Consider the following 14,427-nt stretch of genomic DNA (forward strand, 5'->3'; position numbering starts at 1 on the left):
CTTTTGTAATGGTTGTTACAATCTAAAGTTTCATAAAAAGCTGTCAATCTCTTTTTATATTAAAATTTATCTAACATATTTAAAATTTGGTACGTTTATGACAAGACGTGTAAAAAAGAGATTTGGTTACACCTTGCCGGAATGGGATTTTCATTTTTTTATGTCAAAATTAACAATTATCGCTTGTCAAAGGGAATTAATGGATCTATTGTTTCAAAAAAACCGTGTTATGATGCTACTGTACGAAACAAAACACAACATTTAGGAGGATAATAGTTTATGAAAAAAGCTTTTCTTTTAACAGCTGCTGCTGCTGCATCAATCTTTACATTCAGCGGCATTCAGCACGCAGACGCTAAGGAACAGCCACAAGTTCAAGTCAAAACCATCCATTCTATAAATGTTTCTGATCTGGCCGGCAAACTGAATATTCAAAATCCGAACCAGCTTTCTAAAGCTGATCAAGAAAAAATTCAGTCACTGCTTCAATCTTATATGAAACAAGCAACTCAGCAGCCTAAAGCTTCTGCTCCTAAGGCTTCTAAGCCTGAAGCTTCTAAGCCTAAAGCTTCTAAGCCTGAAAACACTCAGACTCAAAAACAGGAAGCTTCTAAGCCTGCGGCTTCAAAAGAGCAGACTTCCGAGCAAAAGGAAGACACAACTTCAGCTTCTTCTTCAGTCAGCGCATATGAAAAAGAAGTCGTTGAGCTGACAAATGCTGAGAGAAAGAAACAGGGCTTAAAACCTCTTACTTTAGACGAAAAATTAAGCAAGGTAGCCCGCACAAAATCTCAAGATATGAAAGACAACAACTACTTTGACCATAACAGTCCGACTTACGGTTCTCCGTTTGACATGATGAAGAAATTCGGCATCTCATACCGTACTGCCGGCGAAAACATTGCAAAAGGCCAAAGAACGCCTCAAGAAGTTGTCAAAGCTTGGATGAACAGTGAAGGCCACAGAAAAAATATTATGAACCCTGACTTTACACATATCGGTGTAGGATATGTGAAAGACGGCAACTACTGGACTCAGCAGTTCATCGGAAAATAAGCATGATCTAAAAAACCACTTGCTTTCCATTCGGAAATGCAAGTGGTTTTTTGTTTACCTGTAATCGCTCCAAAGCTTGTACAGGCTTTGTGTGCCGCTGTTTTCTTCTCCCTTTTCCGCCAGCTTGTCATAAAGGGTTTTGGCAAGCTCCAGACCGGGCATTTTCTCACCCATCAGCTCCGCTTCCTCAAGCGCGATCCCCATATCTTTAATAAAATGTTTGACATAAAAGCCCGGTTCAAAATCGCCTTCCAGCATCCTTGGTGCGAGATTGGAAAGCGACCAGCTTCCCGCTGCTCCTGTTGTAATGCTTTTTAAAACGTTTTTCGGCTCCAGCCCTGATTTCCTGGCGTAGGCCATCGCTTCGGCAACACCGATCATACCCGCGGCAATCGCAATCTGGTTGCACATCTTCGTGTGCTGGCCGCTTCCTGCAGGACCTTGATATTGAATGTTTTCCCCCATGACTGAAAAAATCGGGAAGCATTCATCATAGGCTTTCTTTTCTCCTCCGACCATAATGGCAAGCGTGCCGTTACGTGCACCGATGTCTCCGCCGGACACCGGAGCGTCTAAAGCATATAGCCCCTTCTCTTTTGCGGCTGCTTCGATTTTTTTGGCAAGCGAAGGTTTGGATGTTGTCATATCAATGAGATATGAACCTGTTTTGGCATTTTCAATAATTCCGCCGCTGCCAAAATAGACTTCTTCAACATCTTTGGGGTAACCGACCATTGTAATGACGACATCTGCCGCTTGTGCCAGTTCTTTCACGGACGATTTCCATACCGCACCTTTTTCCACCAAGTTGTCCGCCTTCTGTTTTGTTCTCGTAAAGACGGCTGCGGGATAGCCTTCAGCCAAAATATGCGCGGCCATGCTGTTTCCCATGACACCGAGGCCGATAAATCCGATTGTTTTTTTCATGTTGTTTCCCCCTTATATTGCTTTGACCATTCCGCCGTCTATGAGCAGCGTTTGTCCAGTCATGTATGTATTGCACTCAGATAATAGAAAGCTTGCGTATTGTGCAAATTCTTCCGGTTTTCCATAGGCGCCAAGCGGAATTTGCTGTTCAAAATCTTCTTTCACCTGCCGCTCGGAAAGGCCTGTTTTTTCGGCTTTCTGCCGGTCAAGATCTGCCACACGGTCTGTCGCGATTCTTCCGGGAGCAAGCGTGTTCATCAAGATGCGGTGTTCCGCCAATTCTTCCGCGAGAGATTTTGTGAGACCGACAATTCCCATCCGAAACGTATTGGAAAGCAGAAGACCCGGGATCGGCTGTTTGACTGATGATGAAGCGATATTGATGATGCGCCCGCCATTCTTTTTTAAGTATGGAAAAGCTTCGCGAATCAAGCGGATATAGCTGAGCAGATGAAGTTCAAACGATGATGTCCAATCATCGTCTGTGAGCTCTAACAGGCTGCCGCCTTTAGGCCCTCCGACATTGTTGACAAGCATATCCACCGTGCCGTGCACTTCAGCTGTCTTTTCTACAAGCGCTTTGATCTCTTCCCCGTTCGCGAGGTCGCATACTTCGTATGAAACCGTACCGCTCCCAAGGCCGCTCAGCTCTTCCGCGGCATTTTTTAATGCCGCTTCATTTCGGCCGGACAGCATGATATTGGCGCCTTCTTCAGCAAGAGCCGCAGCGATCGCTTTTCCGAGGCCCTTGCTGCTGGCCGCGACCAGCGCGGTTTTGCCTTTGATCTTCAAATCCACCAGACATCAACTCCCTTCTTTCTTCTAGTGTAACATGTATATTCAGAAAATTGGGATGCTGAGATTTTAAAAAATGAAGCCCCTTCTTGAACAAGAAGGGGCTTTACCACCGAAGCCGAAGCTATCATTATACGTTAAACTTGTTAATCGCATCTAAGAGATCTTTGTTTGCGCTGCTTAGCGCTTCAGTTGATGTAGCGATCGTTTCCAAAGCCGTCAGCTGTTCATTTGTGGAGGCGCTGACTTCCTCGGCTGCAGCGGCGGATTGCTGGGAAATCGCTGAAATGCTCTGAATCGAGTCCGTCATTCTTTGCTGTTCTCCGCTCATATCCGAGATCTCTACATAGATGTGATCAATCGATTTGACAAGGTTCTGCATCTCGGCGGTAATTTTGCTGAGCGCTTCCCCTGTCTCATGGATCATGTCATTTTGTTCTTCATTCATCTTGCTTGCTTCAGTCATCGCCGAAACGGCTTCTTTTGTTTCAAGCTGAATTTGTTTGACCGTTTCACTGATATGCTGTGAAGAGGCTGCCGATTGCTCGGCCAGCTTTCTGACCTCTTCTGCGACTACGGCGAAACCGCGTCCGCTTTCTCCGGCTCGTGCCGCTTCAATGCTCGCATTTAGAGCGAGTAGGTTGGTCTGATCAGATATCGCCGAGATCGCTGTGACGACATCTTCAATATTCTTCGTTTTGTCTTCAAGCTGCTGAAGCATATGCTCCACTTTTTTCGTTTCGGTGTTGGCCTCATTTGACTTCGCCAAGAGCTGCCCGAGCGCGTCAATTCCTTTGTAGCTTGCTTCTTCAGATGTTCTTGAAAGCTTCTGGATGCTGTCGGCATGATTTTCGATTCCTTTCATTTTGACAGACAGCCGCTCGGATTTTTCATTGACGGTATCAACTTCTGCCGCCTGTTCTGTCGCACCAGTCGCGACTTCTTCAATCGCCTTGGCGATTTCATCGCTCGTTGATACCGTTTCTCCAGAGACAGTCCGCAATTGATCGGTTGTTTCCGCTACCTTTCCAGATGACGCTCTCACTTTAAGAATCATCTCTTTCATGTGCTCGACCATCTTGTTAAAGTCTTTTGTAAGCGTTCCGACTTCATCTTTTGACTTAGCGGCCGTTTGAACAGTCAAATCTCCCTCAGAGACGGATTTGGTTTTGCCAATCAACTGTTTGATCGGCCCTGTAATGGTTTTGGCCAAGAAATAGCTCAAGATGATCGCGACCGCTAAAGCGATGACTGAGACGATCATCACAATTTTGTTCATTTCTTGTGCGACCCACAGCAGTTTGTCAGTTTGAAACTGCGTCCCGACTTTCCAGCCCGTGCCGTCGATCGTCTGATAAGCGATGACATTGTCTTTGCCTATCTTGATCCCGTCTTTTGCGGAAGGAATGTCTTTGTACGTCTTATCTTGTGACATGTCTTCACCCTGTTTTGATGGATGTGCCAGCATTGTCCCGTTTTGGTCGATGATAAATGCATATCCGTCATAAGGCATCTTTTGGTTTTCAATGATTTTGTTTAATGAATTTAATGAAATGTCAAAGCCGATTACAGCTTTTACTTTATTGTTGACAACGATTGCTTTTGCCCCCGCTATCATCATCTCTCCTGACACAACATCTTCATATGGTTCAGTCCAAACAACCTGGTCAGGTGTTTTTTCAGCTAGTGTATACCAAGGCCGGGTCGTCGGATCAAAATCTTTATCAAATGTAGTTTCCGGGTATATAAGCGTTTCTTTTTTATCTGTACCGATATAAGCAAAATTGACAAACTCATTTTTTTCCTTGATTTGCTCTAATTCATTGTTAACAAGCTTAACGAGCGTTTTATCTTCATCGTTCTCTAAAAACGACTGACTCATTTGGCCGTCGCTCATACGGTTTAAAGCGATTTCATAGTTCTTCAATTGAAGCTCTATATTCCCTTTAATCGAGTTGAGCAGGCTTGAGGTTGAATGTTCCGCTTCTTCCTGAAGCATGGATTTCAGTATGAACGTTGTTGACAATTGGAGAACAATCACTGTCAGAATCAGTAAGACAGCTACGAATCCGGCTATTTTAATGTGCAGTTTTTTAAACATGCGAATCCCTCCTTTACGTACACTTTCATACTTTTTTTATCGGCTTTTCTCCTGGATTGTTTAAGACTAGAGGCAAATTTAACGATATCATGCGGGAAATGTGGTGGTTCGATCAATAAAACGATTTTACGTCGATCACGGCACTTCTGATCAGCAGGTTGAAATCCGCAATAATTCAGATGATGATGTTTCCGCGCGGGTATTTTTGCAGAGGGAAACCGACCGCAGAACTTTTATGGAATGAAAAGAGCTTCATTCCCACATTGATATATTTCCGGAAGGGAGCTTTGCGGGCGGTTGCAGAAGACCGGCTCTGCTTGGGGCTTGTCGATTTCACTCCAATCCTTCTTCATCACAAATGAGAAATAAGTGACAGACAGGGAGTACTTTCACATACATCAAAAAATAGAGACTCTTTCCGTACCCCTAATACGAATTGGTTATGAGAGGGCTGAAGCGGCTGCTGGGCGGCGGGTGGATACGGCATGATCACAAGTCAGCCAGATGAACAATATGGCTGGCTGTATGGGACGGAGTAAAACGCGCTCCTTCCCTTTCATTGCGGACGTTCCGACTCTTTGTGTGATTCCAGACTGGGAAATCCTTCTTCCATATTAAAATGGGAAACTCCTGTCGTATCAGGTGTTTCCCCGGTTTGTTTATTTCCAAATGCGGTCCAATTGATCAGAATAGAAATCGATTGCACGTTTATAGCTTAGAATTTCGCTGTCTGCCGCTGTATCAGCAGGCACCTGCAGCAATAGCGCCATGGCTTGATGGTGCTCTTTTAAATTGTATTATGTAAACATCTGGATGACACTGTTATTCGGAAACGATTCGATTCCTTTCAGAACTGTCTCCTTTTCTCCCAATGTTCTATCTGCACAATCCCAGTCTGATTGCCTGTTAACAGCTTTTGCTTCTTCTCCCATGACATCAAAGCTCCAGGCGCATTGTCTGGATCAGCCTTTACCAAATTGCAGAAGCATTTTGTTGGATTCTTTCAGATTGCCGTTTTTCCGCAGTTCAATCGCCCGGTTCAGTTCTTCCATCCCTTTTTCATCTCCACATTCATTTTGCTATTTTGCTCACGGTAATTAAATAGAAGAAACAGAGCCTGTTTTCAAGGAGAGGCTCTGTTATGTGAAATATTCGATTTTTGCTTCCGGAAAGTATTTGTCCACATATAATTCCAGCGCATGCCGAAGCTCGGCTTCTTCATCCTTTTGATAAATATATTTTCCAATTCCGTATCTGCCCCATTTATAGCGGCGTTTTTCTTCGTCAAGTTCAAGCTTTGTTTTCGGATAATTTTTTTCAATGACGCGCTTTGCAGGCTTTGTAAATCTATGTTGGATCATTTCAAAGGTGATGTCATTTCTGGTGTGCTGCGGCAGTGCACGATCCAGCTTTTCCAATAACACCCTGTAGCCTTCCTGCCACCCGTCATATATATAAATGGGCGCTATGATAAAGCCGAGCGGGTAGCCTGCTTCCGCCACTTTCACGGCGGCTTCGATCCGTTTATCCAAAGGAGAAGTGCCAGGTTCAAAGCTTTTAATGACATAATCGGCATTGATGCTGAATCTGAACCTTGTTTTTCCATTATGTTCAGCATCAAGCAAATGGTCGACATGGTGAAACTTTGTCACAAAGCGCAGCTTTCCAAGATCCGTTTTTCCGAAATGCTCAATCGCGTGTTTTAATGTATGTGTTAAATGGTCAATTCCGACGATGTCAGATGTGCAGGAGGCCTCAAACCGTGTTTCTTCAGGAGCGCGCTCCTTCATGTACTCATCAGCCTGATCAAGGATTTCCTCAACATTGACATATGTCCTGATATAAGGCTTGCTGCCCATCGTCGTCTGCAGATAGCAGTAGTGGCAGTGGCCCATGCATCCAGTCGCAAACGGAATCGCGTATTCTGCGGACGGTTTTGATGAGTCGAACTTCAGCGTTTTTCTGACGCCGATGACTAAAGTCGATTTTGCATTCCGGTATTTTTGCAGGTGGCCTTCTCCCGGAATGTTCCTCACCTGGTTGTGGGAAGTCGTTTCTCTGATCTCAAGGCCCATATGTAAAAATTGATCTCTCAGTTTTCTGCCGAGCGGGTATTCCAAAGCCTTCGGTTCAATGTAGACAAGCTGGGGAACAAACGGTTTAATCATTGGAAGCTGACACATCCTTTACCTTATTTCCAATACCTTTTGCATGAACCGGATTTGATATACTTAGAAAATGTTAAAGCCCGTCAAATAAGTCACGATAAATCCGCTCTGCCTCTTCATATGAAGAAAAAACAGCATCATCTTCTGCGAGCGCGTGGTATGTATCATACAGAAACAATGCCAGTTCGCCTTCATGCAGCGGGTGTTCGACAACTTCAGCTTCTTTAATATGGGCTACGTTTACGGCATGCGGATTCCGGTAAATGACATACACCTGATCTCCCGCCTTGAAATCTTGTCTTGACATAAAAAAACCCCCTTCTTCCAGATCGATAACATGTATTATCCCCGTCCGGATCAAGGCTCATTCCTGCAAAACAAAAAACCCAGACAGGCAATGGAATGCCGTCTGGGCTCTTACAGATGATTTACGACCGATTGAACGTTTCTTTTACGAATTGAACGACTTCTTCTGTTGTACTCATTGACAGAATTTGTTCTTTGAACGATTCTGCTTCTTTTTTGGAAAGCTTGCTGATTTGCGTTCTCGCCGGAAGGATTGAAGTTGCGCTCATTGAGAACTCATCAAGGCCAAGGCCTAGAAGAATCGGGATCGCAATTTCATCTCCAGCCATTTCACCGCACATGCCGACCCATTTTCCTTCTTTATGAGCGGCTTCAATGACAAGTGTAATCAAGCGGAGAATCGCAGGATTGTATGGCTGATAAAGGTAAGATACCTGTTCATTCATCCGGTCAGCAGCCATTGTATATTGAATCAGGTCATTCGTTCCGATGCTGAAGAAATCGACTTCTTTAGCAAATTGATCAGCGATCACTGCTGTAGACGGAATTTCAACCATCATTCCGACTTCAATGTCGTCGGAAACTGTCTGCCCCTCAGATTGAAGCTTTTCTTTTTCTTCTAAAAGAATCGCTTTTGCTTGTCTAAATTCATTAACAGTCGCAATCATAGGGAACATGATTTTCAGGTTTCCATATGTACTAGCCCGAAGCAGCGCGCGAAGCTGTGTTCTGAAAATGTCCTGCTCATCAAGGCAGAGACGGATGGCTCTGTACCCCAAGAAAGGATTCATTTCTTTTGGCAGCTCAAGATATGGGAGCTCTTTGTCTCCTCCGATATCAAGGGTACGAACGACAACTGACTTGCCTTCCATACGCTCAAGAACGGTTTTATAGGCATCAAATTGCTCCTCTTCAGTAGGAAGCTGATCTCTGCCCATATAAAGAAACTCTGTACGGTAAAGTCCGACGGCTTCCCCGCCATTTTCGAGAACGCCTTTTACATCATCAGGAGTCCCGATGTTCGCGGCAAGTTCAACATGGTGGCCGTCGCTTGTTACAGTCGGCTCGTTGACTAGCTTGGCCCATTCCGCTTTCTGCGCCAAAAAGCTTTGATGCTTTTCTTCATATTGGCTGATGATGTCCTGTGAAGGATCGACGATCACATCGCCGTTGATCCCGTCTACGATCACAGTTACGCCATTTTGAATGTCCTTCGTCGCCGCTTTTGTTCCGACAACCGCAGGAATTTCCAAAGAGCGGGCCATGATAGCTGAATGGGATGTCCGTCCGCCGATATCTGTTGTAAACCCTTTAACAAAACGGCGGTTTAATTGAGCTGTGTCAGAAGGAGTCAAGTCACCGGCAACGATAATGACCTCTTCGGAAATGAGGCTCGGGTTTGGAATTTCAACACCGAGAAGATGTCCAGTGACACGCTTTGTGACATCGCGGATATCTGCGGCGCGTTCTTTCATATATTCGTTATCCATTGACTCAAACATTGTGACAAACATGTCAGCCGTTTCTTTTAAAGCAAACTCCGCATTCACGGAATCTGATTTGATTTTATCTTTAATCGGATTTAATAGTTCAGGATCGCTTAAAACCAAAAGATGCGCAGAAAAGATTTCCGCTTTATCTTCTCCAAGCTCTTTTAAAGCATGGCTTTTAATCGTTTCAAGCTCTTTTTTCGAATGCTCGATGGCTTGTTCAAAACGATTTATTTCCGCCTCAGAATCAGAGATATTTTTCTTTTCAACCGTTAGATCAGGCTCCTCAAGCCGATATGCTTTTGCGATCGCAATACCGGCTGACGCGCCTATTCCTTTCAATTCAAGCATTACTCGCCGAGTCCTTCGCTTTTCATTGTTTCTTCAAGTGCGGAAAGAGCATCATTTTCGTCAGCGCCTGAAGCAGAAATCGTAATTTCGGCACCTTTTGCAATGCCAAGTGACATAACACCCATAATAGATTTAAGGTTTACGGTTTTGCCATTATATTCCAGATTGATATCTGCATCATATTTGCTTGCCGTTTGTACAAGAACTGTCGCTGGACGCGCGTGGATACCAGAATCTGCAGTTACCTTAAAAGTTTTTTGTGCCATTTTTATCAATCTCCTTTTAATTTAAAGCTTTAATACATTCACAATATTATATCATACAGCCGTACATGTCATCTGACAAGTACGGCCATTTTGTGAATTTATTTTTCAATGCGGACGATTTCGTCCTGAGTGATGCTGACATCGCCTTCTGCCTGCAAGCTCACACTTTCGCCTTCTGCAAGGTTTGTGAAAATGACAGGCGTCATCAGAGAAGGAACTTGATCCTTCACTTTTTCAATATCGACTTCAAGCAGCTTCTGTCCTGGTTCAACGTGGTCTCCTTCAGAAACAAACGACGTGAAACCTTCACCTTTCAAGCTGACAGTATCGATTCCAAAGTGAATCAGAACTTCTCTGCCGCCGTCAGATTGCAGACCGATCGCATGTTTTGTCGGGAAGACGTTCAGCACTTTTCCTCTTACAGGAGAAACGACTGTGCCTTCTGAAGGGAGAATCGCGAATCCGTCACCCATCATTTTTCCAGAGAAAACTTGGTCGGGTACATCAGTAATCGGATGAAGCTCTCCTGCAAGCGGTGAAACGAATACTTCTTCACCCGCTTCATTTTGAAGAGGCTCAACCATTGCTTCTTCAATCTGCTGCTCCACTTCCTCAGCGGCGTTCGGAGCTTTTTCAGGGCGCGGTGTGCGTCCTGACATAATATCCTGCATTTGTGATTTTAAATTGTCTGATCTCGGTCCGAAGATCGCCTGAATGTTATTGCCGACTTCAAGTACGCCTGATGCGCCAAGCTTTTTCAAGCGCTCTTTATCAACTTGCTTCTGATCATTGACGGTTACACGAAGTCTTGTAATACATGCATCAAGGTGCTTGATGTTTTCTTTATCTCCCATTGCTTCAAGAATCTCGTATGGCAGGTCTCCGGCTGATTCCGAGCCGCCACCTGAAGCTTCTTCTGTCTCTTCTTCACGTCCAGGCGTTTTCATGTTGAACTTTCGGATCGCAAACCTGAATCCGAAGTAGTAGATCACAGCCAGCACTAAGCCGACAGGGATCACAAGCCACCAGGCCGTACGGTTAGGCAGAATGCCGAACAGGAAGTAATCGATCAGACCTCCGGAGAACGTCATTCCGATCTTGACATTCAGGATGTCCATCATCATGAATGACAGCCCGGCAAACACACAGTGAATCGCAAAAAGAATCGGTGCAACAAACAAGAATGAGAATTCGATCGGTTCAGTAATACCCGTTAAGAAAGACGTCAGCGCAGCTGAACCCATAATACCTGCGACAAGCTTTTTGTTTTTCGGTTTTGCTTCATGGTAGATCGCAAGCGCTGCGGCAGGAAGACCGAACATCATGAACGGATATTTACCAGTCATAAATGTTCCCGCTGTCAATTCAACACCGTCTTTAATTTGCGCCATGAAAATTCTTTGGTCTCCACGGATAATTTCTCCAGCCTGGTTTGTATAGCTGAAGAACTCATACCAGAACGGCGAGTAGAAAATATGGTGCAATCCGAATGGAATCAGTGCACGTTCAATCGTTCCGAAAACTAAGGCTGCAAGCGCTTCATTGGCGGCCAGCAGGTTTGTTGAAAAGCTGTTCAACGCACCTTGGATCGGCGGCCAGATCACAAGCATGATTAGTCCGAGAAGCAAAGCGCTGATTGATGTGATAATCGGAACAAAGCGTTTTCCGGCAAAGAATCCTAAGTATTGCGGAAGTTCGATTTTAAAGAAGCGATTGTACATCGCAGCGGCGAGAACACCGACAATAATACCGCCGAACACCCCGGTCGCCAAAGTCGGAATACCGAGCATTGTCGTATATTGCGGATGGTTCTCAGTGAAAAATTGTGCTCTTTCAACAGCATCGCTCGGAATCGAGCCGTTTTGAAGAAGTACCGCACTCATCGTGACATTCATGACAAGATATCCGATGATCGCGGCGATACCGGCGACACCGTCACCATTGGCCAAGCCGATCGCAACACCGACTGCGAATAACAGCGCCAAGTTGGTGAAAACAACATCACCTGAACTTTCCATCACTTTCGCAACAAGCTGAACCGCATCATTTGTTAGAAACGGCGCAACCTTTGTCATTTGCGGATTTTGCATGGCGTTACCTAAGGCAAGCAGAATCCCTGCAGCCGGCAGGATCGCAACAGGAAGCATAAGCGCCCGCCCGATTTTCTGCAGAACGCCGAATAGCGATTTAAACATTGTTTTTACCCCCTCTAAGGATAGTCTGACCTTACAGCAAAAATTCATGACAACTTCGTACAAAAGGCATTCTTTTTTTCAATTAAACCGTTTACATTTCGTTTTTAAAACGACAAAAAAGGCATGGGTGAAAGCGGGTACACAAAGAAACAAAAGACAGCGTCTTCATTTCTTCCCTTTTTCACTCATGCCTGATCGAATCAGTAACACGTTATAAAGGCGTTATGAAATTTTATTAGTTAAACGGTACAAATGCAATGTTAAGTAAACGGCTTCTGCCTCATGAACAGGTTTCTTGAGCGATTGCTGCAAGATTTTTATCATCTTCCAAGCAGTATTGTAACACAGCGGATATTCCGTTTTCAACAACAACATTAATTTTTCCGGCTCTTGAATGGGTTCCTCCCGCTTGATCCTGTCAATCGTAAACCGCAAATGACGGATCAGACGCAAATAGTTAACGCTTTCTTTGTTGACTTTCATCTGAAAAGCATCTTCAATCACCTGAACAAGCCGCGAGATCAGCTGTGAATGCTGATTGACCTCAGACAGCGGCCGGTTCGTCATCGCGCTGTGAATATGAAGCGCAATAAAACCGATTTCCCCATCAGGGAGCTGAATGTCGGATTGTTCATTGATCATCTTGACAGCTTCTTTGGCCACTTCGTATTCTTGCGGATAAAGCGATTCCGTCTCAAGCAAAAACGGGTTTTTCATATCAAAACCCTTTTCTAAGCGCTTAACTGCAAATGCAATATGGTCTGTAAGAGCGACATGGATATGCTCATTAAGCGGCTGGCCGATCTTTTGCGCGATATGGTAAATGACGTCATTGGCGATATCAACCATTTTCTCATCGACATATGTGAGGAGCTTCTTATACTGCGTCTGCTCTTTATCATTTTCGAGGATAAACATTTTTTCATAGTTCTCATGATCGATAAGATCTCCGCGTTTTTTGCCAAATCCGATCCCTTTTCCAATCAAGACAGCCTCTCTGTAATCTTCGTGCAGAGCGATTAAAACGTTGTTGTTGAGTACCTTTTCAACGGTAAAGGATCTATTCACGATCCTCAGCTCCTTTTTGTCATCAATCTCTCATATCGTACAAAACTCATGAAAGCGCGTCAATTTATTTCAACGATTTTGATGAAAAATGTCGAAATTTGATCACTGACTGGAAAATGATTGATTTTTTTATTAGACTGTCAATCGTTTCACCAGTTTGTAGGAGATGATCTGCTTTTCAGGATCATGTCCGCTGATTCTTTTTTGAAGGAGGCGAAAGGCGTGTCTGCCCATGTCTTTTATCTTAATTTCGATCGTTGAAATACCGAGAACTTCGCTGATCGGCTGATTATCACAGCTTAAAATAGCGAGCTTGCCGGGAATATCTATATTGTGATGCCGAGCTTCAAGATAGAGCCCTGCTGATACTTGGTCATTGGCAACGAACACCGCCGTTGGTTTCTCCTCCATTCTGCTCCATTCCGAAAACAGCTTTCGCCCGTCGGTAATCGTTAATGACCTCTCAAAAACCCAGTCCTCCCGGTATGTTTCCCCTATGGCGGCGAGCGCTTCCTTATAAGCGGTCAAGCGGAAGTGGCTGTTCACTCCATTTTTCCTCGCCAAGCCGATCGCGATTTTTCTATGCCCCTTTTCAATCAGAAAATCCAATCCGCAGCGGAACGCTTCCTGATGCGGGATGCTGATCGTTGAAAAATGCTGTTCCCTCGAATCCTGACAAAGGATGAACGGCCCTGTTTCCCGCCAGTTTAAAAGCTCCTCATCAGACATCGCTTTTGAACAAAAAATCAAGCCGTCGACCTGCCGCTGCTTCAACTGCTCCAATGCAAAAATTTCTTTTTCCAATTGATAATTTGTTTGATAAAGCGCAAAGTGAATGCCGGCTTTGGCCGCCTCTTCGGCAATTCCTTCAATCAATTCAGAGAAATACGGAAGGCTGATTGTCGGAAGTACAACGCCGATCATGTTGGAAAAGCCTTTTGATAAATGGACGGCATGCATATTTCTCGCATATTCAAGCCGCTCAATCGTCTCAAGGACTTTTTTCCGCTTTTCTTCTTTTACATAGGGATGTCCGTTGAGAACCCTTGAAACAGTCGTAATTGAAACACCCGCCGCTTTGGCTATTTCCCTGATATTCGCCATTCGTTTTCCCTTCTTTCAATTCTTTCTTGATCTGGAATGCGTTTCATACTTTAGAATATAAACAGCACCGGTGCTGAACACGTTTTCAATTTGGAAAGGAGAAGAAAAATGGGTATCTTTATTCTGATCCTCTTATGTATAATCATCGTACTGTCTTCAAAAGCGGCTATGAAACCGCTTAAAGAAAAGCATGAGGTCAAACCGTTTCGCTCTTTTGACGATTTTTTCATCTCAAAGGATTGATATCTTTAGTGTAAATGAAGTCAAAATAAAGGAAAAGAGTGTGGAAGTTTTTTTGCAATCCAGCCATACACGAATTGACGACATTGAAACAAACAAAAGGAACCCGCTTTACAACGGGTTCTCAGCGTGTCGACAAACTCTCGCATTCGTTGTCAGGCCTGCTGAGTCGGTGCTCACGAATCAGGAAGGAACGTCGGTTAAGTGCAACGACATCTTGTCCAAACACCGACGTCATCACATCCTGTGAAAGTCCGCTCCGATGCTCGCCCTTCCTAGACTGCAAAGGTTTCGGGTCACGCTAAAAGGATGACAAAATCCTAAAACTTTAAACCGTTTTAGGATTTTGTCAACAATCTG

The 14,427-nt window shown here is 44.4% G+C and carries 14 protein-coding genes and 1 pseudogene; 3 read left to right on the forward strand and 12 right to left on the reverse strand.

The features are described 5' to 3' along the window. Positions 1-279 precede the first annotated feature (279 nt). Positions 280-1,056 carry a CAP domain-containing protein gene (locus tag BTA30_RS17800; RefSeq protein ID WP_076762647.1) on the forward strand — a complete coding sequence of 259 codons (777 nt, stop codon included), beginning with the start codon at positions 280-282 and terminating at the stop codon, positions 1,054-1,056. A gap of 54 nt (positions 1,057-1,110) precedes the next feature. Here the strand turns inward: BTA30_RS17800 and BTA30_RS17805 are convergent, their stop codons facing one another. The 4 genes and pseudogenes from BTA30_RS17805 to BTA30_RS24495 all read right to left on the reverse strand — a co-directional run. Beyond that, positions 1,111-1,983, reverse strand: a complete 873-nt coding sequence (locus BTA30_RS17805) for an NAD(P)-dependent oxidoreductase (protein ID WP_076762648.1) — start codon at positions 1,981-1,983, stop codon at positions 1,111-1,113. A gap of 12 nt (positions 1,984-1,995) precedes the next feature. Then, on the reverse strand, positions 1,996-2,781 hold the full coding sequence (locus BTA30_RS17810; RefSeq protein ID WP_076762649.1) for an SDR family oxidoreductase: 786 nt from the start codon (positions 2,779-2,781) through the stop codon (positions 1,996-1,998). Between the two features lie 127 nt (positions 2,782-2,908). Next, positions 2,909-3,856, reverse strand: coding sequence for a methyl-accepting chemotaxis protein (locus tag BTA30_RS24490; RefSeq protein WP_411813164.1), 948 nt, complete (start codon positions 3,854-3,856; stop codon positions 2,909-2,911). After that, a pseudogene (locus BTA30_RS24495) lies at positions 3,851-4,879 on the reverse strand (cache domain-containing protein); the annotation flags it as partial. The pseudogene BTA30_RS24495 and the gene BTA30_RS24490, both read right to left, overlap by 6 nt. Before the next feature lie 103 nt (positions 4,880-4,982). Here BTA30_RS24495 and BTA30_RS23210 point away from each other — a divergent pair. Continuing rightward, a complete protein-coding gene (locus BTA30_RS23210; protein WP_158027659.1) occupies positions 4,983-5,123 on the forward strand; it encodes a hypothetical protein in 141 nt (46 codons plus the stop codon). Between the two features lie 553 nt (positions 5,124-5,676). Here the strand turns inward: BTA30_RS23210 and BTA30_RS24500 are convergent. The 8 genes from BTA30_RS24500 to BTA30_RS17855 all read right to left on the reverse strand — a co-directional run bounded on the left by BTA30_RS24500 (position 5,677) and on the right by BTA30_RS17855 (position 13,827). Then, on the reverse strand, positions 5,677-5,811 hold the full coding sequence (locus BTA30_RS24500) for a hypothetical protein (protein WP_411813163.1): 135 nt from the start codon (positions 5,809-5,811) through the stop codon (positions 5,677-5,679). A gap of 207 nt (positions 5,812-6,018) precedes the next feature. Further along, positions 6,019-7,047, reverse strand: coding sequence for a spore photoproduct lyase (splB, locus tag BTA30_RS17825; RefSeq protein ID WP_076762651.1), 1,029 nt, complete (start codon positions 7,045-7,047; stop codon positions 6,019-6,021). A gap of 73 nt (positions 7,048-7,120) precedes the next feature. After that, a complete protein-coding gene (gene splA / locus BTA30_RS17830) occupies positions 7,121-7,354 on the reverse strand; it encodes a splAB operon transcriptional regulator SplA (RefSeq protein WP_076762652.1) in 234 nt (77 codons plus the stop codon). Between the two features lie 121 nt (positions 7,355-7,475). Next, complete coding sequence (ptsP, locus tag BTA30_RS17835) at positions 7,476-9,194, reverse strand: phosphoenolpyruvate--protein phosphotransferase (protein WP_076762653.1); 1,719 nt, start codon at positions 9,192-9,194, stop codon at positions 7,476-7,478. Continuing rightward, positions 9,194-9,460: a phosphocarrier protein HPr gene (locus tag BTA30_RS17840; RefSeq protein WP_003181247.1), complete on the reverse strand. Its 267-nt coding sequence runs from the start codon at positions 9,458-9,460 to the stop codon at positions 9,194-9,196. Before BTA30_RS17840 ends, ptsP begins: the two co-directional genes overlap by 1 nt. 98 nt (positions 9,461-9,558) lie before the next feature. Continuing rightward, positions 9,559-11,655, reverse strand: a complete 2,097-nt coding sequence (ptsG, locus tag BTA30_RS17845) for a glucose-specific PTS transporter subunit IIBC (RefSeq protein WP_076762654.1) — start codon at positions 11,653-11,655, stop codon at positions 9,559-9,561. Positions 11,656-11,877: 222 nt separating this feature from the next. Next, entirely contained in the window at positions 11,878-12,723 is an 846-nt protein-coding gene (glcT, locus tag BTA30_RS17850) for a glucose PTS transporter transcription antiterminator GlcT (protein WP_076762655.1), read from the reverse strand. A gap of 132 nt (positions 12,724-12,855) precedes the next feature. Further along, the gene (locus tag BTA30_RS17855) at positions 12,856-13,827 is read right to left on the reverse strand and encodes a LacI family DNA-binding transcriptional regulator (RefSeq protein ID WP_076762656.1); all 972 of its coding nucleotides are present in this window, start codon (positions 13,825-13,827) and stop codon (positions 12,856-12,858) included. 108 nt (positions 13,828-13,935) lie between these two features. Here BTA30_RS17855 and BTA30_RS24175 point away from each other — a divergent pair, with 108 nt between their 5' ends. After that, positions 13,936-14,070, forward strand: coding sequence for a hypothetical protein (locus tag BTA30_RS24175; protein WP_261379687.1), 135 nt, complete (start codon positions 13,936-13,938; stop codon positions 14,068-14,070). Positions 14,071-14,427: the final 357 nt, after the last annotated feature.

Source organism: Bacillus swezeyi, assembly GCF_001969815.1.
GTDB classification, from domain to species: Bacteria; Bacillota; Bacilli; order Bacillales; family Bacillaceae; genus Bacillus; species Bacillus swezeyi.